Here is a 22,929-nt window from a genome sequence, read left to right as displayed (position 1 = left end):
CAGTCATGGCGGCTTCCGAACCCGAACGCCCACGCCGGAGCGCATTGCGGTGGACGGCCGCGGCCGTTCTGCTGACCCTGTTCGCCGTCCTGGCGATCACCTCGGTCCTCGCCGGATTCGCGCACCGCGAGTTGCTCGACACCGACCGCTACGTCCGGACCGTCACGCCGTTGTCCGCCGACCCCGCACTGCGGGAAGTGCTGGCCGACCGGGCCACCGACGCGATCATGAACAGCGTCGACGTCCAATCCGTCACCGCCCAGGCCCTGGCCGCGCTGGCCGACAGCAACCCGCGCGTTCCGCGCGCCGTGACCGGTCTGGCTCCCCTGGCCACCCGGCAAGCGCGAGGTCTCGTGCGTGACACGGCCGAATCCGTTCTGGCGTCCGGCCAATTCCGAACCGTGTGGATCGAGGCGAACCGGCAGGCGCACCGGGGGCTGGTCGTCGTGCTGACCGGTGCGGCCCCCACGGCGGTCGGAATGGATCGGAACGGCGCGGTGAGTGTGCAACTGGGCCCGCTCATCGACAGCGTCCGATCCGAATTGACCGACCGGGGCTTCACGTTCGCCGACCAGGTGCCGGCGATCGACCGATCGTTCGTGGTCTTCCGGTCTCCCGAACTGGTCGAGGCGCGGCGATGGGTGATGATCCTCGATCGGGTGGCCGACGTGCTGCCCTGGATCACGGTGCTCGTCGCGGCCGGCGCGGTCTGGGCCGCACCCGCCGGCGCGCGGCGTCGCGCCCTCACCTGGCTCGGTGCGACGTTGGCGTTGGCGATGGCATTGCTCGCGGTCGCCGTCGGCATCGCACGATCGGCCTACCTGGACGCGGTACCAGCCGACGTGCTCACCCCTCGAGCCGCCGCGGCGGTGATCGACGCCTTCCTGGTGCGGCTCGACACCACCGTGCGAGTGATGTTCGCCCTGGCCGTGGTGATCGTGCTGGCCGCGCAGTCGCACCGAGTCGCGCGCGATCCACGGGCGATCCGATCCGTCGTGGCCCGCTACCGGGGCTCGCTGCGGATCGCCGTTCTCGCCGTCGCGGCGATCACGCTGACGTTCTGGTCGTACCCGACCGGGCCGGTGGTCATCTGGACTCTGCTCGCCACCGTCACCGCATGGGTGGTCGTCGAACTGGCGGCCGGACCCGGACAGTCCCGGCCCGCGCCCTCGGCCGAAACGTGAAAAGCCGGATGACGGGGACCAGCCGGGTAAAACCGGTCCACGCCATCCGGCGATTCCGCCCGCCACCGGGTGAGTTCGGCTCACGGCGGGCGTCGCCGTCCGATCCTGGATCAGAAAATCGGACGACGGTCTCGGGGTGACTAGGTCACGATCCGCAGCGGATGCTCGATGAGTTCCTTCAGCTGCTGCAGGAACTTCGCCGCGACCGCACCATCGATCGACCGATGATCCGCGGACAGCGTGACGCGAAGGATCTTGCGCGACACCACCTTCTCGCCGTCGAGCCTCAACTCGTCCTGCGCCGCCCCGACCGCGAGGATCGCCGACTCCGGCGGGTTGATCACGGCGGTGAACTGCTCGATACCGAACATGCCCAGGTTGGAGATGGTGAAGGTGCCGCCGGACATGTCCTCGCCCTTCAGCTTCCGGTCGCGGGCGCGCCCGGCCTTCTCCCGGCCCTCGGCGGCGATCGCCGACACCGACTTGCGGTCCGCGTCATGGATGACCGGCACGAACAGGCCCGCGTCGGTGGCCACGGCGATGCCGATATTGATCGCCTTGTGCCGCAACAGCTTGTCGCCCGCGAAGGAGACGTTCACCGACGGATCCAGGCGCAGCGCGGTGGCGACCGCCTTCACCAGCAGGTCGTTCACGCTGACCTTGCCGGAACCGGCCTCCTCCAGGGTCTTGTTGATCTGCGCACGGAAGGCCAGCAGCTCGGTCACGTCGATGGCGCTGGTCAGGTAGATGTGCGGCGCCTGCTGCATGGACTCGGTCAGGCGCTGGGCCGAGACGCGCTGAATGGTGGTCAGCGGGATCTCGTCGTAGTCGCCGGTGGCCGGGGCGGCCGCCGCGACGGGCGCGGCGGCGGTCGGGGCTGCGGCGGGGGCGGGCGGAGCGACTGTGCTGCTCGCGGTCTCGACATCCAGCTTGGTGACGCGGCCACCGGGGCCGGTGCCGGTCACGGCGGTGATGTCGACGCCCAGCTCCTTGGCGACCTTGCGGGCCAGCGGGGACGACTTCTTGCGCTCGCCGTCGGCGGACACCGCCGGGGCGCCGACGTTTCCGTTCACGACAGCCGGATTGCTCTGCGCGGCAGGAGCGGCGGGGGCCGGAGCCGCAGCGGGGACGGCGGCTGTGGCCGGAGCGGAGGAGGACCCGCTGCCGTCACCCAGGATCGCGATGGCCTCACCGATCGGCACGCGCGCACCGGCTTCGGCGATGATCCGCTCGAGCACCCCGTCCTCGTAGGCTTCGAGCTCCATGAGCGCCTTGTCGGTTTCGATCTCGGCCAGGATCTCGCCCGCCTTGACCTGGTCGCCGACCTGCTTGAGCCAGGCCGCGACGACGCCCTCCTCCATGGTGTCGGAGAGCCGGGGCATGGTTACTTCGGACATGGTTCCTTCCGGATCTCAGCGGCGCTTGCCCACGGCGGCAAGGGTTTCGGTGGCGGCCCGGTACAGCGACTCGGGCGAGGGCAGCGCCAGCTTCTCCAGCGGCTTGGCGTAGGGCAGCGGCACCTCGGCCATGGCGACCCGGCGGACGGGGGCGTCGAGGTAGTCGAACGCGCCGTCGGAGATGGACGCCGCGATCTCCGCGCCGATGCCGTAGGTCAGCCAGTCGTCCTCGCCGATGACGGCGCAACCGGTCTTCTTGACCGAGGCGATGATGGTGTCGCGGTCCAGCGGGCGCAGACTGCGCAGGTCGATGACCTCCGCCGAGATGCCGTCGGCGGCCAGCTGTTCGGCGACCTGGGTGCAGACGTTCGCCATGCGGGAGTAGCCGATCAGGGTGATGTCGGTGCCCTCACGGGTGACCGCGGCCTTGCCGATCTCGACCGGCGGCAGGTCCTCGGGGACCTCGCCCTTGGTGTTGTAGAGCGACAGGTTCTCCAGGAACAGCACCGGATCGTTGTCGGCGATCGCGGCCTTCATCAGCGCCGCCGCGTCGGCGGGCGTCGACGGCGCGACCACCTTCAGGCCGGGCACGAACGCGTAGTACAGCTCGATGTTCTGCGAATGCGTCGCACCCAGCTGCTGCCCGCCGCCCCCGGGGGTGCGGATGACCATGGGCACGGCGGTCTGCCCGCCGAACATGCCGTAGATCTTGGCGGCGTGATTGACGATCTGGTCCAGCGCCAGCAGCGAGAAGTTGATCGTCATGATCTCGACGACCGGGCGCAGGCCCAGCATGGCGGCGCCGATCGCCGCACCGACGAAACCCTCTTCGGCGATGGGGGTGTCGCGCACCCGCTTCTCGCCGAACTCGGCCAGCAGGCCGGCGGTGATCTTGTACGAGCCTTCGAAGACGCCGATCTCCTCACCGATGAGGAAGACGTCGTCGTCGCGCCGCATCTCCTCGCGGAGGGTCTCGCGCAGCGCTTCACGGTAGGTCATGACAGCCACGGTGATGTCCTTATGCGGTGAAGAGCGGATCACCGGGCAGGCGATGGGAATCGCCCGCGACCGGGGTCGCGTAGTTGTAATCGAACAGGGTGGCCGGGTCCGGATGCGGGGACTGGTCGGCGAAATCGACCGCGACGCGCACCCGCTCCTTCACGTCGGCCTCGATGGCGGCGGCCGACTCCTCGCTCAGCACGCCAGCCTCCAGCAGACGGTTGTGCCACAACACGATCGGGTCGTGCGCGACCGCGGTGGACACGGCGTCCTCGGCCCGGTACTTGGCCGGGTCGACCACCGAATGCCCCTTGAGCCGGTAGGAGACGGCCTCCAGCAGCGCGGGCTTGCCCTCGCGGCGCGCGGTCTCGATGAGATCGGCGGCGACCTCACGCACGGCCAGCACATCGGTGCCGTCCACCCGCTCACCGCGCATGCGGTACGAGGCGGCACGCTTCCACAGATCCGGTTCGGCCGAGGACTTCTCGACGGTGGTGCCCATACCGGTCTGGTTGTTGATCACCAGGAACACCACGGGCAGATTCCACAGCGCCGCGATGTTCAGCGACTCGTGGAACGCGCCGATGTTCGTGGTGCCCTCACCCATCTGGCACACCACGACGTCATCGCCGCCGCGGTAGTCGATGGCCAGCGCCGCGCCGATCGCCAGAGGCACCTGGCCGCCGACGATGGCATACCCGCCGAGCAGCCGGGTCTCGGTGTCGTACATGTGCATCGACCCGCCCCAGCCCTTGGAGGTGCCGGTCGAGCGGCCGTACAGCTCGGCCATGACGCGGCCGGGCTCGATGCCCTTGGCCAGCGCGTACCCGTGCTCGCGGTAGTTGGTGAACAGGTAGTCGGTGGGACGCATGGCCCGCCCGACACCGACGACGGTGGCTTCCTCACCCAGGTTCAGGTGGCAGTAGCCGCCGATCTTGGCCTGCTGGTACGCCTGCGCGGTGCGCTCCTCGAAGCGGCGGATGAACAGCATCTCGCTGTACAGCTCGCGCAGGGTCGCGGCGTCGGTGCCGCCGAAATCGGCTCCACCAAGCAGGGTTTCGGCGATTTCGGCCTGGGATACGGCGGCGTCCGCGGTCTGGTCGGCCGGGCGGGTGGCCTTGCGCGCCGGCTTGCGCGGCGCGGCGGTGGTCTTGATCAGCTCCGCTGAAGTGGTCGTGGTCATGACGGAACTCCTCAACGCTTCCGGGGCGGCGCGACGTGAATCGGCAGGCCCAGCCCGACCAGGGCGGCCTCCATACCGATCTCGCCGAGGGTGGGGTGGGCGTGAATGGTCTCGGCCAGCTCGTCGAGGGTCGCCTCCAGCGAGATCGCCAGGGCCCCTTCGGTGATCAGGTCACTGGCCGACGGGCCGATGATGTGCACACCCAGCACTTCGCCGTGCTTCTTGCCCGCGACGATCTTCAGGAAGCCCTCCTGATCGCCGAAGGACTTGGCCCGGCCCAGCGCCGCGAACGGGAACTTCGCGGCCACGATCTCGTGGCCCGCGGCCTTGGCGGCGTCCTCGGTGAGGCCGACGCTCGCGATCTCGGGATGCGTGAAGGTCGCGGCCGGGATCACGTTGTAGTCGATGTGGGCGGCGTGACCGGCGATGGTGTCGCTGGCGACCAGGCCCTGATGCGAGGCCACGTGCGCGAGCAGCGCCTTACCGGTGACGTCGCCGATGGCGTAGACGTGCTCGACACCGGTGTGCAGGTGCTCGTCGACCGGGATGAAACCCCGTGCGTCGGTGGCGATTCCGGCGACCTCCAGGCCCAGCCCGGCGGTATTGGGGCGGCGGCCGACACCGACCAGCACCACGTCCGCGGGCAGCTCCTGCGGCTTCGCGCCGCCGACCGTGACGGTCAGGCCCGCATCGCCCTCGGCGATGGCGGTGACGGTCGCGCCGGTCAGGACCTTGATGCCGCGCTTGGTGAACGAGCGGACCAGCGCGGTGCCGATCTCCTTGTCCTCCAACGGAACCAGGCGATCCTGCATCTCCACGACGGTGACGTCCGCGCCGAACTCGTGGAACAGATTGGCCCATTCCGCGCCCACCGCGCTGCCGCCGATGACGACCAGGCGCTTCGGCACCTCGGTGAGACCGAACGCGCCGTCGGAGGTGATGACGCCGGGCAGGTCCGCCCCCGGGATCGGGAGTACGGCCGGGACCGAACCGGTCGCGACGATGACATCCTTCGCGCTCACGGTGCGCACGGCGTTCGCGGTCGGGGCGGCGGCGTAGCGCGGGCCGCCCTCGAAGATCGGCGACGGGCCGGCCTCGACGACCTCGACCGTGGTCGGGCTGGTGAAGCGGGCGTGGCCCTCGATGACGGTGACGCCATTGGCCTTGAGCAGGCCCGCGACGCCGTCGGTCAGTTCCTTGACGATGCCGTCCTTGCGCTGCCGCACGGCGGCGTAGTCGAAGCGCAGGTTATCGGCGTAGATGCCGAATTCGGCGGCGTGCGCGACGGTGTGGAAGACCTCCGCCGAGCGCAGCATCGCCTTGGTCGGGATGCAGCCCCAGTTCAGGCAGACTCCGCCCGGGCGTTCCTTCTCGACCAGGCCGACGGTGAGGCCTCGTTGAGCGGCGCGGATGGCGGCGACGTACCCGCCGGGACCGCCACCGATCACCAGAAGATCGAATTCCGGCACTCGTGGTGCTCCTCGTTCTCGATAACTCGACCCGCCATCGGTTGTGATGCGAGTCATTGCGAACGAGTCTGTCGGTCCCCATTTGCACAATCAATGCCCTCGAAGCCCATATATGTCTGTGCGCGACTGGGCGGAGAGCACAATTTGTACCCGTGAGTAGCGTGCTTTCGGCGGCTCAGCCGCGGGTGGTCCCGGGCAATTCCAGAGCGGCCAGAGCGAGGGAAAGTTCCAGGTAGGCGCGCTGGCCTTCCACGGGTCGGCCGAGCAGCATGGTGATGCGCTGCAACCGGTTGATGACCGTGTTCCGATGGCAGTGCAACTTGGGTGCGGCATTGGCCGCGGAGCAGTTCTCGGCGAGCCAGACGGCCAAAGTCCGCAGCAGAATGTCGCGTTCTTTCGGCGGCAATTCCAGGACCGGGCCGAGGGTCCGGGCGACCAAGAGATCGGTCAGATCGGGGGAGCGTAAAAGCAGCGCCTCTGGGTAGCGCTCGTCCAGTGAGACCAGCAGCCCGGCCGCGTCCCCGGGCGCGGTATCCAGCGCCAGTACCGCCAGCCCGTGCGCGGTATCGATGCCCGCCAGCCCGGCGACCGCGGGGGAGACGCCCGCCCGGCCTCGGATCAACGGCCGAAGCTGTTGCAGCACAACCGAACTGTCCCGATGCTCCAGCGACACCAGTCCGACGGTCGAATCCACGCGCTCGTGCCACACCGACCGCACTCCCGAAACCCCCAGCGCCGCCTCGGCACCCGTGTGCAGCCGCGGACCGCCCTCGCCGCGCGCCACCACCACCAGATACGCGCCGTGGGCGGGCAGATTCAGTTCCCGCCCGGCCCGCGCCGCGAAGGTGGCGTCGTGGGCGCGCCCGGCGAGCAGGTCCTCGATGAGCGAATGCCGGCGCCGCTCGTCGCTGCGCACCCGATCCAGCTCGGTGTTCCGGTACGAGGTGACCAGGGCCGATGACATGCCGTCGACCACCGCCCACATGGCCGAGCCGACCTGCCGGGTCTCCGCCGATCCGATGTCATCGGCCTTGTCCAGCAAGGCTTCCCACACGATCTGGCCGCCGAGGCGGAACGTCCGCAGCATCGCCTCCAGCGGCACACCCTGCTCGGCGCGCCGCCTGCCGATCGCCGCGGCCACATCGTCGCCGTCCGGATTCGGCGGCAAACCGCCCAGCAGGTCCAGAATCCGCGTCAGATACCGCCGACAGCCGTCCCGTAGGTCCGCGCGTGGCACCGCCGTGTAATCCGTCCAGCCCGGGTTGTCGGTGAAGATCGCCGCCATCAACTGCTTGGTCAATGCCGTCACCTCGGCCTGACACGCCGCGGCCAGCCGTTGCGTGCCGACCGCCGGGATCGGATGCCTGGGTGCCGCCATGGGACTCAACCTACCCTCGAGGGTCGCCCGCCCGTCCCATCCGGGCCGGTCAGCGGGTTTCTACCCCGCCCAGCACCGGCTTGATATCGAGGATCGGCGTGCCGTCGATGGCCTCCAGGCCCGCCACCCCCAGCACGCCCGGCGCCACCGCCGTCAATGTCACCTCGTGCAGGCCGATCGGGTTCGGCCGGTCGGGGGAGCGGGTCGCGAAGACACCGGTCGCCGGACGGGAGCGGTCCCCGCGCGGATGCACCGCGAGCACGTCCCGGCTTCCCGCGTGCAACCAGGTCAGCAGGATCACCCGCATGCCGGGCTGAAGATCGGCCGCCGCCGCGGCGAATTCGGGCGCCAGCACCACCTCGGCGGGCGGCGCGTCCTCATCGGGCTGACGCGGCGCCCCGGCGCGGTCGGCCAGCGGGGAGCGGACGTGGCCGACCGGGCGTACCTCGAAATGATCAGGGCCGCTGGAGAATTCCGAGGACATGGATCGTCTGCTCCTTACACCGTGGCGGTAATGGCGATGTCCATGATCGTCCGTGCTGATCGAAGTCGCCAATATTTCCGTGATCGGACTGGGCGGCACGGTAATTCGTCCGGTGATTGCATTGGACGGCGTATGATCGGCCGGGATGGGCATCCAGGGCCAGCGCGAACGAATAGTCACCACCGACTGGGACGTGTTCGCACACAGGCTGGCCACCTTCCTCGCCGGGTTGCCTTCCCGCGCCACCCTCACCCTCGTCGCCACCGGCAATCGATACGTGCAATTCCAGCAGTTCGACATCAATCTCTCCGCCGAACTCACCGGTAATTACTATTTGCCCGAACCGATTTCGGAGGCCGCCGCCCAATTGCTGCGCGACCTCGGCTGGACCGCTCCCGCCCTGCAACGCGAGATCGAGAACTGGCGGCGCACCCTGCGCTGGCCGATCACCCGCTCCGCCTTCGAGGACCTCGCCCGCGCTGCCACCCGCGGCCTGCACGAGGCCCTCGGCGTCGGCGACCCCGGCGACCTGCGCGCCACCGCGTGGGCGGAGACGACCGCTCTGGACCTGTCCGCCTTGAGTTCCCGGCCGTAGCCGGACACGCGACGGCCCCGCCGCACGCGGTACGACGGGGCCGGAACGGGTGAGGGTCAGCCCACCAGGGTCTTGTGCAGCTTCACGATGGTCGCGGCGTCGACGCCCAGTCCCTTGGTGAGGAACTTGCCGAAATCACCGAACTGCTCGTTCATCTTGTCGATCGCGTTGTTCAGGTACTCATCGCTGACGACCTGCAGCGGAATCAGCAGATCCGGGTTCTGCATGATGCCCGTCTGCTTCAACTGCGCCCGCTGCGCGGCATCCGCCGCCGACCGGTACTGGTTCGACAGCAGATAGTCCTGGCGGGCAACGTTTTCCGGCACACCCACGGCGCGCAGCATCACATACGTCATCCACCCGGTCCGGTCCTTGCCCGCGGTGCAGTGATACAGCGTCGCGCCCCCGGAGGCCGCGATGTCCTTGATCGTCTGCCCGAACTTCGCCATCGAATCCGGCGTCAGGAAGCTCTGATACATATCGCGCATCATCTGCTCGGCCTTGCCGTCACCCAGCGCCGCCTGCTGCACCGCCGGATCCTTGGACCCGATGGCCTGCACCATCTTCAGATACATCCCCCCATCACTGATCGGCCGAGACACCGCCGTCGCCCCCGGAATCGCCCGATCCGCCCCCTGCGCCCCCACCTCGGCCTGCGTCCGGAAGTCGATCACCGACTTGATCCCCAGCGCCCCCAACTGCTGCACATCGGCGTCGGTCAGCTTCCCGAGCGCATCCGCCCGAACCACCTTCCCCGACTTGGTCGAATCCCCGGTATAGGTCGCATACCCCCCGATATCGCGCACATTGACCGCCCCCTGCAACGTGATCCGAGTCGCCTCGGTGTGCATGATCGGCGGCGCGGCCAGAGCCACGGACGGCACCCCCGCCACCCCGCCCCCGAGCAGCGCCCCCGCGGCAGCGGTCACAACGAGCATTGAAATACGAAGTCGTGCAAATCGTTTGATGTTCACGGCGGCGACGGTAGGGGTGCTTACGCGTGCCCCGCCCGGTTACCCACCGGTCCTCCCGCTCACCGGCCACCCGTCCCCACCCACCGGGACCACCACTGGACCACCCCGAACACCGTTGCACCCCAGTAACTCTCGCGCAACTATTCTACCCCCGCAAGAACCGGAGTCGCACTGACCACCCGGAGTGTCGATTCCGAGAGGTAACCTGAGGCGCTCGGTACCCCAGGAGGGGAGTCGTTTTGGCGCAAATCTCGGTGACGGTCTGCTTGCCGCCGGATGCGATCGATGACGTGCAGGCCGCGATCACGAGAGCCCTCGCTCCATTCGAGATGCACCAGGGGCTTCCGGAGCGAGACATGTGGAGCACCTGGCGGCTTCGGAACGGTGGAGACGGAGCCGGGTTCTACGTCCGACCGGGCCACGAGGATGATCCCCGGCTGATCCACGATGGTCCCAACCGATTCGGCATCGTGCTTCCCCCCACGCGCGGCGAATGCGCGGGCGGCCCGAAGGCCTTGCTGGACGTCGCGACACACAATTTCGCAGAGCCCGATGTGCTCACCTTGGATGGCTGGTGGATCGAGTCGAGCGGCGTTTGCCGACACAAGGACTGGGACCAGAACACGTCCCCCGCAGACCGGCCCGCCTGCCCCATACCACCCGGCGATCTCGAAAACTACCTCGAGACACTGCCCGACGACACCGTGCTCGTCCGGGTCTACTGCCACCGCCGGTAACGCGCAAAGCCCCACCCGCCGAGGCGGATGGGGCTTCCGAGAGCGCTTGCGCTACTTCGACTTAGACGTCGTAGTACAGCTCGAACTCGTACGGGTGCGGGCGCAGGTTGACCGGGGCGATTTCCTGGGTGCGCTTGATGTCGATCCAGGTCTCGATCAGGTCGGTGGTGAACACGCCACCCTCGGTGAGGTAGTCGTGGTCCTGCTCGAGGCGGTCGATGACCGAGGCCAGCGAGGTGGGGGCCTGCGGGATGTTCTTGGCCTCCTCCGGCGGGAGCTCGTAGAGGTCCTTGTCGACCGGAGCCATCGGCTCGATCTTCTTCTTGATGCCGTCCAGGCCGGCCATCATCATGGCGGCGAAGGCCAGGTACGGGTTACCCGAGGAGTCCGGCGCGCGGAACTCGATGCGCTTGGCCTTCGGGTTCGAGCCGGTGATCGGGATACGGATCGCGGCCGAGCGGTTGCGCTGCGAGTACACCAGGTTGATGGGGGCCTCGTAGCCCGGCACCAGACGGTGGTACGAGTTCACGGTCGGGTTGGTGAACGCCAGCAGCGACGGGGCGTGGTGCAGGATGCCGCCGATGTAGTGACGCGCCAGGTCCGACAGGCCCGCGTAGCCGGCCTCGTCGTGGAACAGCGGCTTGCCGTCCTTCCACAGCGACTGGTGGGCGTGCATGCCCGAGCCGTTGTCGCCGAACAGCGGCTTCGGCATGAAGGTAACGGTCTTACCCTCCTGCCACGCGGTGTTCTTCACGATGTACTTGAACAGCTGCAGGTCGTCAGCGGCGCCCAGCAGGGTGTTGAAGCGGTAGTTGATCTCGGCCTGACCGGCGGTGCCGACCTCGTGGTGGCCGCGCTCCAGCTCGAAGCCCGCGTTCTGCAGGTTGGTCGAGATCTTGTCGCGCAGGTCGACGTAGTGGTCGTACGGCGCAACCGGGAAGTAACCACCCTTGTTGCGAACCTTGTAACCACGGTTCGGGGTGCCGTCGGCGTTGTACTCCGCGCCGGTGTTCCAGGAACCCGACACCGAGTCGATCTCGTAGAACGAACCGTTCATCGCCGAGTCGTAGCGGATCGAGTCGAAGATGTAGAACTCGGCCTCGGCACCGAAGTAGCAGGTGTCGGCGATGCCGGTGGCGGCCAAGTACTCCTCGGCCTTGCGGGCGACGTTACGCGGGTCGCGGGAGTACGCCTCACGGGTGAACGGGTCGTGCACGAAGAAGTTCATGTTCAGCGTCTTCGCGGCACGGAAGGGGTCGACCCGCGCGGTGCTGTAATCGGGCAGCAGCAGCATGTCCGACTCGTCGATCGACTGGAAGCCGCGGACGGAAGAACCGTCGAACGCCAGGCCCTCTTCGGCGAGATCAGCGGTGAACGCCTTCGCCGGGATCGAGAAGTGCTGCTGCACACCGGGGAGGTCGGTGAAGCGAATATCGACGTATTCGAGCTCCTCCTCCTTGATGTACTTGATGACCTCGTCGGCCGTGCTGAACGCCACTTAGTACTCCTTACGGATCGGTTCCCAGCCAGTGGTGACTGCATGGGTTCGTCGCGACCACACGGTATGGATGCGGTGTTTCCCTGCAATCAAGGCTGTGTTTCGCCAGTGTTACACGCACTGCTGGCCGGGGGTTCGGCGGTGCCCCCGGGTTCGCGTGGACGCCGCAGCGGTCGCCGAGCAATGCTCGACCAGCACCGATATCCTGCCACCGACCTGCCGGAACCGGCTGTTAAGACTCTGAAAAGTTAGGGTCCTTACCGCGTCCGACCCGGTGAGCGTGACAATCCTCACCGCCGGGCATCCACCTGGCAACCGGGGTCGCCGAACAGTTGCGGCAGCAGCCGGAAGAGTGCCGACAACATATACGATCCCCCGCTCGTCCGCCGATCGACGGGCGTCGGCGACCCGCCGCCGGGCGGCGCATAAGCTGAGTCCATGGCACGCATCACCGGCTCATGGCTGTCCGGACCGAACGCCGAATCCGGAGACAACCCGCTCGGTGAATACCAGGGCAAGGAACTCGGTCTCCCCGCCTCCGGTCCCGGCGCGCTCGCTCCCTTCACCCGCCGCGTGCTGGCCGTGCTGGTGGACTGGTTCATCTCCATGGGCCTGGCCGCCATCATCGTGCGACCGGACGCGGACAAGATCCTGTCGAAGATGACCATCCCGAAGGGGCAGCAGCCGCCCTCGCATTTCGAGGTCATCACCCAGGCGCTGTCGACGCCGACGCTGCTGGTGTGGTTCGTGCTCGGGATCATCGCGGTCACACTGTTCGGGTTCACGCCGGGGCAGTACTTCCTGAAGATCAAGGTCAGCCGCGTGGACGCTGACGCGCCGGTCGGTTTCGTCCGGGCGCTGGGCCGGCAGCTCATCCTGCTGTTCGTCATCCCCGCGCTGTTCACCGACAGTGACGGCCGCGGCATGCACGACCGCGCCACCGGCACCGCCCTCGTCTACAGCCGCTGACCCCGCGCGGTCACCCGCGTTCACCAGCTCCGGTCACGGATCCTCTCGTCTCCGGTCACAGAATTGTGCTCGGGACGATTCGAACGCATCACGCCGCGCCGGGTCGGCGCGGATCAGGCACGTTACCTGCGATGCTGTTGGTGCAGTGTGTTGCAAGGCGTTGCCAAATGTTCACCGCTGTTTGCTTTCGATCGGTATGGTGGCGGCGATTTGCCCTGATACAGCCACCTGGCCGTCGTCAGGGCGGTAGCTGTTGCTGTGCTGATGGAGGGATCGATGGTCGAGGACTACCGGGCGGCCGCGCGGACCCTGAGCCGGCGGTCTCTGCTCGCGACCACCGGACTGGTTGGTTTGGCCGCGGCGGGTGCGGCCGTCGCCGCGGGCGTCAACGCCGCCACCGAAGCCGACGGCGTCCAGCGCACCCAGCACGCCGAGGACATCGGCCAGACGGCCATGGGCGTCACCCCGATCATCAACACCGAACGCGTCTACTCGAAGGCCCGCCGCTGCGAGGTCGACCTGGTCACGATTCTGCCGCCCGGCGTCCCCGCTGAGAACATCCCTATATCTCTGCTTCTGCACGGCCTGCACGGCACCGCCCGCAACGCCGCCGTCGGCAATATCGCCGACCTGCTGGCCGCCGCGGTCGCCACCCGCCTCACCCCGGCCTTCGGTTTCGTCGCCCTCGACGGCGGTGACAACTACTGGCACGACCACGGCACCGGCGACGACCCGATGGCCATGCTGCTCGACGAGGTCCCCGGCTGGCTCGCCCAGCGTCGCCTCGCCGGCAAGGACGGACAGCCCTTCGCCTGCACCGGAACCTCCATGGGCGGCTTCGGCGCACTGGTCTACGCGCGTCGCCGCGCCGAGCAGAACCGCCCGCTGAACGCGGTAGCCACCATGTCGCCGGGGCTGCTCACCTCATGGACCGAAATGGCCAAACGGAACGCCTTCACCAATGCCGACCAGTGGGCGGCCCTCGACCCGCTACGCAACCTCGACAAGCTCGGCCCGGCTCCCGTCGGCCTGTGGTGCGGCGACCGCGACCGCTTCATCGAGGGCTGCCGCCGCTTCATCGCCACCGCCCGCCCCGAGGTGGGCCTGGTGACCCCGGGCACGCACACCGAGGAGTACTGGCGGACGGTCACGCCCGACGTGATCGGCTTCCTCTCCCGTCACGTGCGCTGACCAGACCAACAAAACGAAGGCCCGCATCCGGACAGGATGCGGGCCTTCGTCGTCGATGGGTCAGCGGCGGCGAATCGAGCGCTGCACGCCGCGCATCTTCGCGCCATTGGGCAGCGGACCCTTGGGCAGCGCGGGCCCGCCACGGGTCGCGAGGGCAGACAGCCGCCCCTCGATATTGTCCATGCGCGCCGCGTCGATATTGCGCGGCAGCTTGCGCAGGTGCTTTTCCAGCTCCTTGAGCGGAACCTGCCCCTCCTCGTTGCCGATCACGATGTCGTAGATCGGGGTGTCGCCGACTAGGCGCGACACCTTCTTCTTCTCCTGTGCCAGAAGCGACTTCACCCGCTGCGGCGAGCCCTCGGCGACCAGCACCACACCGGGCAGACCGACCACGCGGTGCACCGCGTCGAGCTGGGTGGTGGCCGCGACGCCCGGGGTGACCCGCCACTTGCCCTGCAGGTTGTCCAGCACCCAGGCGGCCGCGCCGGCCTGGCCCTCGGCCTTGGCGTACACGTTCTTCTGCACCCGGCGCCCGAAGATGATGAACGCGGCCAGCACGCCCAGCACCAGGCCGATCGGCAGCAGGAACCACTGCAGACCGAAGATCAGGCCGATCACCAGGAACAGCACGGTCACGCCGACGAGCGCGCCGATCATCAGCGGCAGCAGAAGCTTGTCTTCCTTGCGCTGCATCTGGAAGGCCTGCCACAGTTGGCGGCGGCGGTCCTTGGACGCCTGTTTGCGCGCCGCCTTCGCCGCGGCCTTCGCTTCCTTCGACGGATTACCGCCCTTGCCTGCTGCCATGCGGTCCAGCTTAATCGCCGGGTACGCCCGGTTCGCGATGGGATGGACACTCACGCGACCGGTCGGTGCCGGGCGGCCCGAATCGCGCTCGGCGCGAGTGCTTGTCGGCCGGAGCCGCCGCATCGGCCGGAGTCCTTCCGGCCGATGCGGCACGCGTGGCGTCAGGCCGCCGCCCCGATCGGTTCGGGGGCCATCGCGTCGGGTGCTTCCTGGCGTGGGGTCCGCAGGGTGATCAGCGCCAATGGAATACCCACGGCGACAATGACGCCCGCGACGATGATCGCGAGGCGGTAGCCCTCGAGAAACGCGTGCATCGGAGCCGCGCCCTGCCCGGCCACGGTCGCCGCGCGCGTGGTGAGGATCGCGCCGACGATGGTGACGCCGAGCAGCGCCGAGATCTCGCGGCTCGCATTGACCACCGCGCCCGACGCGCCCGCGACCGCGGGCGGCATCCGGTCCATGATCGCGGTGTTCAACGGCGTCATGAGCAGGCCCGATCCGATGCCGAAGCCGATGAACGCGGGCATCAGGTCGAGGATGTGCCCGTGCTCGCCGATCGTCGAAATATCCAGCAGCGCACCGACGATGCCCGCCACGCCCAGCGCCACGGTGACGTTCGTGCCCAGCCGGCGCGCGGCCAGCGGGGCGAGCGGCGACACCAGCACCATGGCGACCGCCATCGGAATGAACGCGGCGCCCGCCGCGGTGGGGGAGAAGCCGAGCACGTTCTGCAGATACATCGCGGTGAAGAAGTAGATGCCCATCACCCCGAAGCCCCACAGCATCATGACGGCGATGCCGCCGCTGAAGGCGCGGGAACGGAACATCGACATGTCCACCATCGGGTCCGGCCGGCGCGATTCGATGGCGACGAACGCCGCGAGCGCGGCCGCGCCGACCGCGAAGCACCCCACGATGACCGTCGAGGTCCAGCCGCGGGTGTGTCCTTCGATCAGGGCGTAGGTGATCGCGAAGAGCGCGACTGCCGAGGTCACGAGCCCGGGCAGGTCGAGTCGGTGCCGTACCCGTTCGCGGGTTTCGTCCAGGGTCAGCGCGGTGAGCGCGAAGGTCAGGACGCCGAAGGGCACATTGATCAGGAAGATCCAGCTCCAGTCCACGTGCTGGCTCAGCACGCCGCCGGTGAACGGCCCGAGCGCCAGGGCCAGTGCGCCGATGGCGCTCCACACGCCGACCGCCTTGGCACGTTCGGAGTCGTCGGGAAACAGCCCGGCGATGATGGCGAGGGTCGGGGGTATCGCGGCGGCCGCGCCGACGCCTTGCAGCACGCGGGCAGCGATGAGCATGGCCGGGCTGTCGGCGAGTCCGGCGAGCAGTGAGGCGAGGGTGAACACGGCCAGTCCGCCGAGGAACATCCGGCGGCGTCCGAACAGGTCGGCGAGTCGTCCACCGGCCAGCATGAGCCCGGCGAAGACCAGGATGTAGCTGCTGACCACCCATTCCAGGCCGGAGATGGACAGCCCCAGGTCGCTCTGGATGGACGGCAGCGCGACGTTGACCACGTTGTTGTCGAGAAATGTCATGAAGGTCGCCAGGGAAACCCCGATCAGGGCCCACCAGCGGCGGGGCAGTAGTGGCACCGCAACTCCTATACGTTGTGCCTGTACATAATTCACATACGTTGTACATGTACGTGGTACAGGAAAGCCTGTACGTTGTATATTTGTCAAGTGGCAAAAGCGGAGAACCGATTGAGCCGGGAGACCGTCGCCGACGGCGCGATCGCGCTGGCCGACGCCGAGGGCCTCGAAGCGCTCACCATCCGGCGCCTGGCACAGGGACTGGGCGTCACCCCGATGGCCCTGTACTGGCATTTCAAGAACAAGGACGAACTGCTGGCCGGTGTCGTCGACCGGCTGTGGGAACAGGTCGACACCACCCGCGACCGGTCGCGCCCGCTGCTGGAACAGTTCCGCGCCCTGGCCGAATCACTGGTGACGGTGCTGCGCCGGCACCGCGCCCTGGTCCCGCTGTTCCAGGTGCCCGGCGACAACGACCCGAGCCCCGGATTCCTCGATGCCACCGAGACCGCGCTCGAGATCCTCACCGAATACGGCTTCGACGTCGAACCCGCCGCCGCGGTCTGCGGCAACACCCTGCGCACCGCCGTCATGCTGGTGCTGGGCGAGCCCGGCGCCCCGACCCCGCAGCAGTCCGCCGACGACAACGCCGAGATGATCCGCCGCAAGCGCCTACGCCTGGAAACCCTTCCGCGGCAGCGTTATCCCCGGGTCGTGGCGGCCGCGGACGCGTTGACCTCCTGCGAGGCCGACCAGCACTACGGTTTCGGGCTCGACTTCTTCATGACGGCCCTGGCCGCGCTGCCCCTGCCCGCGCGCACCGCGGCGGCGGAGTCCTGACGGTCAGGAGCGGCCGGCTTTGGCGTGCTCGCGCAGGCTGTCGGCCAGTTGTGGTGGCATCGGCTCGTGGCGGGCGTAGGCGCGGGTGAAGCTCGCCGCGCCGTGAGCCAGTGAACGCAGGTCCACGGCGTAGCGGCTGAGTTCCAGTTCCGGGACTTCGGCCCGAATCGCGGTGCGGCCCAGCCCCGCCGGTTCTGTGCCGAGCACTCGGCCGCGGCGACTCGATAGGTCTCCGAGCACCGGACCGACGTAGGTGTCCGAAACCACCACCAGCACTTCGGCAATCGGTTCGAGCACGCTGATGCGGGCGGTGGCGGCGGCTTCCCGCAAGGCCAGGCTGCCCGCGGTCTGGAACGCCGCGTCGGAGGAATCCACCGAGTGCGCCTTGCCGTCGAACAGCGTCACCCGCACGTCGACCAGCGGAAATCCGGACGCCACGCCGCGCAGCGCCTGGGCGCGCACGCCCTTCTCCACCGATGGGATGAACTGGCGCGGAACGACTCCGCCCACCACCTTGTCCACGAACTCGATGCCGGATCCCTCCGGCAGCGGTGCCACCTCGATCTCGCAGACCGCGAACTGCCCATGGCCGCCGGACTGTTTCACGTGTCGTCCCCGCCCGGCCGCCTGGGTCGCGAAGGTCTCGCGCAGGGCCACCTTGTGGTCGACGACGTCGACCTGGACCCCGAACCGGGACCGCAGCCGTTCGAGGGCCACCTCGCGATGCGCCTCGCCGAGGCACCACAGCACCAATTGGTGGGTGTCGGGATTCTGTTCGAGCCGGACCGTGGGGTCTTCGGCCACGAGTCGTGACAGCCCCTGGGAGAGTTTGTCCTCATCGGCCTTGCCGTGTGCCTGGATGGCGACCGGGAGCAGCGGATCCGGCAAGTCCCACGGCTCGATGAGCAGCGGGCTGTCCTTGGCGGACAGGGTGTCCCCGGTCTCGGCGTGCGTCAGCTTGCTCACGCACACGATGTCCCCGGCGATGGCCTGCGGCAGCGGCCGCTGCTGTTTCCCGAACGGCGCCGACACTCCGCCGACCCGGTCGTCGGCATCATGATCGCCGTTCGTGCCGGTGCCGTGTCCGCACACGTGCACGGTGTCGTCGGCGTGCAGGGTTCCGGAGAACACCCGGACCAGCGACAACCGGCCCACGTACGGGTCCGAGGCGGTGCGGATCACCTCGGCGGCCAGCGGCGCGTCCGGATCGCAGGCCAGTGCCGCGGACTTGCCGCCGCTGCCGGTCGCGGACACCGGATGCTCTGCGGGCGTGGGGAATCCGCGGGTGATCAGATCCAGGATCTCGACGGTGCCGAGACCTTGCCGCGCGCCCTCGGGCGGGGGAGCGGCGATCAGCATGGGGTGGAAGCTCCCCCTCGCGACCGCTTTCTCCAGATCGGCGATCAGTGAGGCGAGGTCGATCTCCTCCCCGCCGATGTAGCGGTCCATGAGGGTCTCGTCCTCGCTCTCGGCGATGATGCCCTCGATGAGCCGGTTGCGCGCCTCTTCCATCTGCTCGCGCTGTTCGTCGGAGGCGGGTGTCTCGACGCGTTCCCCGGTCGTGTAGTCGTAGACGTGCTGGGTGAGCAGTTCGATCAGCCCGGTCACCGGCCGGTGCCCGTCGGGATTCTTGGGCCCGTACACCGGAAGATGCAGCGGCAGTATGGATTCCGAGCGTCCGCCGCCGAGGATCTGCCGGCAGGTCTCGGCCATGTCCTCGAAATCGGCGCGTGCGGTGTCCAGATGGGTGAGCACGATGGCGCGCGGCATGCCGACGCTCGCGCACTCCTCCCACAGTGCCAGGGTGGGTCCGCTGACGCCCTCGACGCCGGCGGCCGCGGAGAGAATGAAAAGGGCCGCGTCCGCTGCTCGCAGACCGGCCCTGAGCTCCCCGACGAAGTCGGCGTAGCCGGGGGTGTCGAGAAGATTGACCTTGACCTTCTCCCACCCCATCGGCACCACCGACAGTTGCACCGACCGGTGCTGGCGCTGCTCGATGTCGTCGTAGTCGGAGACGCTGGTGCCGTCCTCGACCCGCCCGGCTCTGGGCACCGCCCCGGCGGCCACCGCGAGCGCCTCGACCAGCGTGGTCTTCCCTGACGCGCTGTGCCCGACCAGCACCACATTCCGGATATCGCCGGGCCGTTCGGCCACGACTACCTTGCCGTTGACACCGTGCGGTGTCGTCGTTCGCTCGACCATGGCTCGCTCCGTGGGTCGATCATTGCGGTCCTTCGAGCTTCCCACCGGTTATGGGGTCGCGTCCACGAATCGCCGAACAACTAGGTCGAGCGGAGTGAACCGGGAGTGTCAGGAACCGAAACGAGCCAGGACGCTGGTGGCCTCCTGAGCGGCGCTGCCCTCCTCGGCCAGGTGCGCCATCTCCGGGGAGATCTCGCGGCCGTGGTGGCGCATGGCCTGCGCGTACAGGCGGCCCGCCCGGTACGAGGACCGGACCAGCGGACCGGCCATGACACCGGCGAAGCCCATCTCCTCGGCGGCCTTGGAGTGCTCGACGAACTCCTCCGGCTTCACCCACCGGTCGACCGGGTGGTGCCGCGGGGAGGGCCGCAGGTACTGGGTGATGGTGATGATGTCGCAGCCCGCCTCGTGCAGGTCGCGCAGGCCCTGGGTGACTTCCTCCGGGGTCTCGCCCATACCCAGGATCAGGTTGGACTTGGTGACCAGACCGGCCTCGCGGGCCGCGGTGATGACCGCCAGCGACCGCTCGTAGCGGAAGGCGGGACGGATGCGCTTGAAGATGCGCGGCACCGTCTCCAGATTGTGGGCCAGCACCTCGGGCCGCGACTCGAACACCTCGGCCAGCTGCTCGGGCACCGCGTTGAAATCGGGGATCAGCAGTTCGACGCCGGTGTGCGGGTTGAGCCGCTTGATGGCGCGCACGGTCTCGGCGTACAGCCACGAGCCGCCGTCCTCGAGATCGTCGCGCGCGACGCCGGTGACGGTGGAGTAGCGCAGCCCCATGGCCTGCACGCTCTCGGCCACGCGCCGCGGCTCGTCACGATCGAGGGCGGCGGGCTTGCCGGTGTCGATCTGGCAGAAGTCGCAGCGCCGCGTGCACTGCTCGCCGCCGATGAGGAAGGTGGCCTCGCGGTCCTCCCAGCATTCGAAGATGTTGGGACACCCGGCTTCCTCGCAGACCGTGTGCAGCCCTTCACGTTTCACCAGGCCCTTGAGTTCGGTGTACTCGGGGCCCATGGTCGCGCGGGTGCGGATCCACGAGGGTTTGCGCTCGATCGGGGTCTCGGCGTTGCGGGCCTCGATGCGAAGCAGCTTGCGGCCGTTGGGTGCGGCCGAGTTATCAGGTGTCGGGGTATCGACGGAGGTCACTGGTTCACCCTACGCTCGTGATCATTCGGCTTTGGCGTGCCCTGCGGCGGACTCGTCGGTCTGCAGGGCGGGTAGCGGCTCGGGACATTCGGCAAAGGCTTCGACGCAGCGCGACAGAGCGTGGTCGGTCACCTCGAGGACACCGTCGAGGGCGCGGGTGATCGCGTCGGCGACCAGCGGCCGCACCTCGGCGACGGTGACGTCGCGGCCGAGTTCGCGGCTCAGGGTGGTGACCCCGGCATCGCGAATACCGCACGGCACGATGGCATCGAAACCGTCCAGGCTGGAATCGCAGTTGAGCGCGATGCCGTGCAGGGCGACGCCACGCTGTACGCGCACACCGATCGCCGCGACTTTGCGCTCGGGCAGGAACTGGTTCGCCGGGACCCACACGCCCGAACGGCCTTCCACCCGACCGGTTTCCAGCCCGAGCTGCGCGCATACGGCGATCAGAGCCTCTTCGAGGCGACGCACGTACGCGACCACATCGACCGGTTCGGCCAGCCGAACGATCGGGTAGCCGACCAATTGCCCCGGCCCGTGCCAGGTGATCTTCCCGCCGCGATCGACCGCGATGACCGGGCTGCCGTCCACGGGCAGATCCCGTGCCTCGGTGCGCCGTCCGGCGGTGTAGACGAAGGGGTGTTCCAGCAGCAGGAGCCGATCCTGCCCGATGCCCTCGGCGCGTTCGTCCGCGATGGACCGCTGCAATTCCCAGGCTCGCTGATAGTCGATCAGGCCCAGATCTTCGACCGCGAGGGGTGTGCTGTCGAAGCGAGCCGACACCGCGCGGGGTAACGCCGCGGTGGCCGTCATGCTCTCGCTCACGATGGCGACGCTACTCCCTCGGGGAAGGTCCGTTGCATGAGCGTCAGATCCATCCAGCGCCCGAATTTGAACCCGACTTCCGGCATCTGCCCGACAACCTTGAAGCCGAACTTCTCGTGCAGCCCGATCGACGTGCGGTTACTCGACTCAATCGCCGCGATCATGGCGTGCACATCGCCTGTCTCGGCCCGCGCCAGCAGCGCCCGCATGAGCGCGGTGGCCACGCCGCGGCGATGGAATATATCTGACACGTACACCGAGTTCTCGACCGAGAACCGGTAGCCCGACTTGGGCCGGAACTGCCCGTAACTCGCGTACCCCGCCAGCTTGCCGCCGATCTCGGCGACCAGCACCGGATGCCCGGACCCGGTGCGCGCCGCGAACCAGGCCTCGCGTTCGTGGATGTCGGCCAGTTCGGTATCCCAGATGGCCGTGGTCTCGGCGATGGCGTTGTTGTGGATCACCAGGATTTCCGGCAGATCGCTCTCGCGTGCGCCGCGCACCACCACGTCGGACGGTTGATTGGTCACGGGTCCACGGTATCGGCGAGGTTGCTGTGACGCGCACCGCGCCCGGTATCAGCCGGAAGCGGAGGGAATCAGCCCGAGTGGCCCAGCGTCGCGGTCAGCGCCGCGCCGATGGTCGGGTGCTGGAACTCGTACCCGGCGTCCTCCAACGCGGCGGGAATCGCCCTGGGCCCGTGCAGGATCGCCTCGTCCGCGAACTCGCCGACGGTCAGCTTCAACGCGAACGCGGGCACCATCAACGGCGTCGGCCGATGCATGACCCGCCCCAGCGCCCGCGTGAACTCGGCATTGGTGACCGGTGCGGGACCGCACATATTGACCGGCCCGGACAGGTTCTCGTGGGTGAGCGCGTAGATGATCGCCCCCACCTCGTCGTCGAGCGAGATCCACGGGACGTACTGCCGCCCACTGCCGAGCCGCCCGCCGAGCCCGAGATAGTAGAGCGGGTACAGCATTCCGAGCATGCCGCCGTGCCGCGCCAGCACCACCGCCGAACGCAGCAGCACCGTGCGCACCCCGGCGTCGGCGGCCTGTTCGGTGGCGGCTTCCCAGTCGGCGCAGAGCCGGGCCAGGAATCCTGTTCCGGCGGGGGAACTCTCGGTGACGACCCGGTCGCCGGTCTCGCCGCCGTAGTAGTGCGCGCCGCTGGCGTTGACCAGCGTCGGCACTCCCGCGGCGGCGACCGCGGCGGCCAGGACATCGGTGGGGACGATGCGGCTGTCGCGCAGCTCCTGTTTGTAGCTGCCGTTCCAGCGCCGCCGCCCGATGCTCGCGCCGCAGAGGTTCACTACGGCGTCCGCACCGCGCAGCGCGCGCTCGTCCAGGTTGGAACGGACCGGATCCCAGGTGAATTCGTCGCGGGCGTGCACGGGACGGCGCACGAGGCGGGTGACCTCGTGCCCGTCACGGCGCAGGGCCGCGACGAGTGCCGTCCCGATCAGTCCGGACGAACCGGCGACCACGATCTTCATCCGATCCAACCC

At 68.5% G+C, this 22,929-nt stretch carries 21 protein-coding genes; 6 read left to right on the top strand and 15 right to left on the bottom strand.

All coding sequences use genetic code 11. The features are described 5' to 3' along the window. The first annotated feature begins 5 nt into the window (after positions 1-5). Positions 6-1,184, top strand: a complete 1,179-nt coding sequence (locus ACQP06_RS25580) for a hypothetical protein (protein WP_433666977.1) — start codon at positions 6-8, stop codon at positions 1,182-1,184. 140 nt (positions 1,185-1,324) lie between these two features. Here ACQP06_RS25580 and ACQP06_RS25575 read toward each other — a convergent pair whose 3' ends face one another. From ACQP06_RS25575 to tsaA, 6 genes are all read right to left on the bottom strand, one after another. After that, a complete protein-coding gene (locus ACQP06_RS25575; protein WP_433666976.1) occupies positions 1,325-2,581 on the bottom strand; it encodes a dihydrolipoamide acetyltransferase family protein in 1,257 nt (418 codons plus the stop codon). Between the two features lie 15 nt (positions 2,582-2,596). Beyond that, positions 2,597-3,580 (bottom strand): alpha-ketoacid dehydrogenase subunit beta, encoded by a 984-nt coding sequence (locus tag ACQP06_RS25570; RefSeq protein ID WP_357288816.1) that lies wholly within the window; start codon positions 3,578-3,580, stop codon positions 2,597-2,599. Positions 3,581-3,599: 19 nt separating this feature from the next. Further along, positions 3,600-4,763: a pyruvate dehydrogenase (acetyl-transferring) E1 component subunit alpha gene (pdhA, locus tag ACQP06_RS25565; RefSeq protein ID WP_433666975.1), complete on the bottom strand. Its 1,164-nt coding sequence runs from the start codon at positions 4,761-4,763 to the stop codon at positions 3,600-3,602. An 11-nt stretch (positions 4,764-4,774) separates the two neighbouring features. After that, positions 4,775-6,232, bottom strand: a complete 1,458-nt coding sequence (gene lpdA / locus ACQP06_RS25560; RefSeq protein ID WP_433666974.1) for a dihydrolipoyl dehydrogenase — start codon at positions 6,230-6,232, stop codon at positions 4,775-4,777. Between the two features lie 175 nt (positions 6,233-6,407). After that, on the bottom strand, positions 6,408-7,610 hold the full coding sequence (locus tag ACQP06_RS25555) for a PucR family transcriptional regulator (RefSeq protein WP_433666973.1): 1,203 nt from the start codon (positions 7,608-7,610) through the stop codon (positions 6,408-6,410). A 49-nt stretch (positions 7,611-7,659) separates the two neighbouring features. Beyond that, positions 7,660-8,094: a tRNA (N6-threonylcarbamoyladenosine(37)-N6)-methyltransferase TrmO gene (gene tsaA, locus ACQP06_RS25550; RefSeq protein ID WP_433666972.1), complete on the bottom strand. Its 435-nt coding sequence runs from the start codon at positions 8,092-8,094 to the stop codon at positions 7,660-7,662. Positions 8,095-8,239: 145 nt separating this feature from the next. Here tsaA and ACQP06_RS25545 point away from each other — a divergent pair, with 145 nt between their 5' ends. Beyond that, positions 8,240-8,689, top strand: a complete 450-nt coding sequence (locus tag ACQP06_RS25545) for a TY-Chap domain-containing protein (RefSeq protein ID WP_433666971.1) — start codon at positions 8,240-8,242, stop codon at positions 8,687-8,689. A gap of 56 nt (positions 8,690-8,745) precedes the next feature. Here the strand turns inward: ACQP06_RS25545 and ACQP06_RS25540 are convergent, their stop codons facing one another. Further along, positions 8,746-9,627: a tyrosine-protein phosphatase gene (locus ACQP06_RS25540; protein WP_433666970.1), complete on the bottom strand. Its 882-nt coding sequence runs from the start codon at positions 9,625-9,627 to the stop codon at positions 8,746-8,748. A 275-nt stretch (positions 9,628-9,902) separates the two neighbouring features. Here ACQP06_RS25540 and ACQP06_RS25535 point away from each other — a divergent pair, with 275 nt between their 5' ends. After that, positions 9,903-10,400: a hypothetical protein gene (locus tag ACQP06_RS25535; RefSeq protein WP_433666969.1), complete on the top strand. Its 498-nt coding sequence runs from the start codon at positions 9,903-9,905 to the stop codon at positions 10,398-10,400. A 61-nt stretch (positions 10,401-10,461) separates the two neighbouring features. On the opposite strand, the gene glnA is transcribed toward ACQP06_RS25535, so the two are convergent. After that, on the bottom strand, positions 10,462-11,898 hold the full coding sequence (glnA, locus tag ACQP06_RS25530) for a type I glutamate--ammonia ligase (RefSeq protein ID WP_379095637.1): 1,437 nt from the start codon (positions 11,896-11,898) through the stop codon (positions 10,462-10,464). 438 nt (positions 11,899-12,336) lie between these two features. Here glnA and ACQP06_RS25525 point away from each other — a divergent pair, with 438 nt between their 5' ends. Then, positions 12,337-12,867, top strand: coding sequence for an RDD family protein (locus tag ACQP06_RS25525; RefSeq protein WP_433666968.1), 531 nt, complete (start codon positions 12,337-12,339; stop codon positions 12,865-12,867). A 276-nt stretch (positions 12,868-13,143) separates the two neighbouring features. After that, the gene (locus tag ACQP06_RS25520; protein WP_433666967.1) at positions 13,144-14,058 is read left to right on the top strand and encodes an alpha/beta hydrolase; all 915 of its coding nucleotides are present in this window, start codon (positions 13,144-13,146) and stop codon (positions 14,056-14,058) included. Positions 14,059-14,118: 60 nt separating this feature from the next. On the opposite strand, the gene ACQP06_RS25515 is transcribed toward ACQP06_RS25520, so the two are convergent. Both ACQP06_RS25515 and ACQP06_RS25510 read right to left on the bottom strand, forming a co-directional pair. Further along, positions 14,119-14,862, bottom strand: a complete 744-nt coding sequence (locus ACQP06_RS25515) for a DUF4191 domain-containing protein (RefSeq protein WP_433666966.1) — start codon at positions 14,860-14,862, stop codon at positions 14,119-14,121. Positions 14,863-15,023: 161 nt separating this feature from the next. Then, on the bottom strand, positions 15,024-16,460 hold the full coding sequence (locus tag ACQP06_RS25510; protein WP_433666965.1) for an MFS transporter: 1,437 nt from the start codon (positions 16,458-16,460) through the stop codon (positions 15,024-15,026). 90 nt (positions 16,461-16,550) lie between these two features. Here ACQP06_RS25510 and ACQP06_RS25505 point away from each other — a divergent pair, with 90 nt between their 5' ends. After that, positions 16,551-17,240, top strand: coding sequence for a TetR family transcriptional regulator (locus ACQP06_RS25505; RefSeq protein ID WP_433666964.1), 690 nt, complete (start codon positions 16,551-16,553; stop codon positions 17,238-17,240). A 3-nt stretch (positions 17,241-17,243) separates the two neighbouring features. On the opposite strand, the gene ACQP06_RS25500 is transcribed toward ACQP06_RS25505, so the two are convergent. From ACQP06_RS25500 to ACQP06_RS25480, 5 genes are all read right to left on the bottom strand, one after another. Further along, positions 17,244-19,442 carry an elongation factor G-like protein EF-G2 gene (locus tag ACQP06_RS25500; RefSeq protein WP_433666963.1) on the bottom strand — a complete coding sequence of 733 codons (2,199 nt, stop codon included), beginning with the start codon at positions 19,440-19,442 and terminating at the stop codon, positions 17,244-17,246. Positions 19,443-19,550: 108 nt separating this feature from the next. Then, entirely contained in the window at positions 19,551-20,591 is a 1,041-nt protein-coding gene (gene lipA, locus ACQP06_RS25495; protein ID WP_433666962.1) for a lipoyl synthase, read from the bottom strand. A 21-nt stretch (positions 20,592-20,612) separates the two neighbouring features. Beyond that, positions 20,613-21,407, bottom strand: coding sequence for a lipoyl(octanoyl) transferase LipB (gene lipB / locus ACQP06_RS25490; protein ID WP_433673431.1), 795 nt, complete (start codon positions 21,405-21,407; stop codon positions 20,613-20,615). Positions 21,408-21,415: 8 nt separating this feature from the next. Continuing rightward, a complete protein-coding gene (locus ACQP06_RS25485; protein ID WP_433666961.1) occupies positions 21,416-21,949 on the bottom strand; it encodes an N-acetyltransferase family protein in 534 nt (177 codons plus the stop codon). A 68-nt stretch (positions 21,950-22,017) separates the two neighbouring features. Next, entirely contained in the window at positions 22,018-22,917 is a 900-nt protein-coding gene (locus tag ACQP06_RS25480) for a TIGR01777 family oxidoreductase (RefSeq protein ID WP_433666960.1), read from the bottom strand. Positions 22,918-22,929: the final 12 nt, after the last annotated feature.

The sequence above is a fragment of the Nocardia sp. CA-136227 genome, assembly GCF_050955695.1.
Classification (GTDB): domain Bacteria; phylum Actinomycetota; class Actinomycetes; order Mycobacteriales; family Mycobacteriaceae; genus Nocardia.
This window is presented reverse-complemented; position numbering and strand designations above follow the sequence as displayed.

Coding starts and splice junctions, on each gene's coding strand:
- ACQP06_RS25500 (WP_433666963.1), bottom strand. CDS start 19,442: ATGGTCGAGCGAACGACGACACCGCACGGTGTCAACGGCAAGGTAGTC.
- ACQP06_RS25480 (WP_433666960.1), bottom strand. CDS start 22,917: ATGAAGATCGTGGTCGCCGGTTCGTCCGGACTGATCGGGACGGCACTC.
- tsaA (WP_433666972.1), bottom strand. CDS start 8,094: ATGTCCTCGGAATTCTCCAGCGGCCCTGATCATTTCGAGGTACGCCCG.
- ACQP06_RS25555 (WP_433666973.1), bottom strand. CDS start 7,610: ATGGCGGCACCCAGGCATCCGATCCCGGCGGTCGGCACGCAACGGCTG.
- ACQP06_RS25580 (WP_433666977.1), top strand. CDS start 6: ATGGCGGCTTCCGAACCCGAACGCCCACGCCGGAGCGCATTGCGGTGG.
- ACQP06_RS25520 (WP_433666967.1), top strand. CDS start 13,144: ATGGTCGAGGACTACCGGGCGGCCGCGCGGACCCTGAGCCGGCGGTCT.
- ACQP06_RS25525 (WP_433666968.1), top strand. CDS start 12,337: ATGGCACGCATCACCGGCTCATGGCTGTCCGGACCGAACGCCGAATCC.
- pdhA (WP_433666975.1), bottom strand. CDS start 4,763: ATGACCACGACCACTTCAGCGGAGCTGATCAAGACCACCGCCGCGCCG.
- ACQP06_RS25515 (WP_433666966.1), bottom strand. CDS start 14,862: ATGGCAGCAGGCAAGGGCGGTAATCCGTCGAAGGAAGCGAAGGCCGCG.
- ACQP06_RS25570 (WP_357288816.1), bottom strand. CDS start 3,580: ATGACCTACCGTGAAGCGCTGCGCGAGACCCTCCGCGAGGAGATGCGG.
- ACQP06_RS25545 (WP_433666971.1), top strand. CDS start 8,240: ATGGGCATCCAGGGCCAGCGCGAACGAATAGTCACCACCGACTGGGAC.
- lipB (WP_433673431.1), bottom strand. CDS start 21,407: ATGACGGCCACCGCGGCGTTACCCCGCGCGGTGTCGGCTCGCTTCGAC.
- ACQP06_RS25575 (WP_433666976.1), bottom strand. CDS start 2,581: ATGTCCGAAGTAACCATGCCCCGGCTCTCCGACACCATGGAGGAGGGC.
- ACQP06_RS25540 (WP_433666970.1), bottom strand. CDS start 9,627: ATGCTCGTTGTGACCGCTGCCGCGGGGGCGCTGCTCGGGGGCGGGGTG.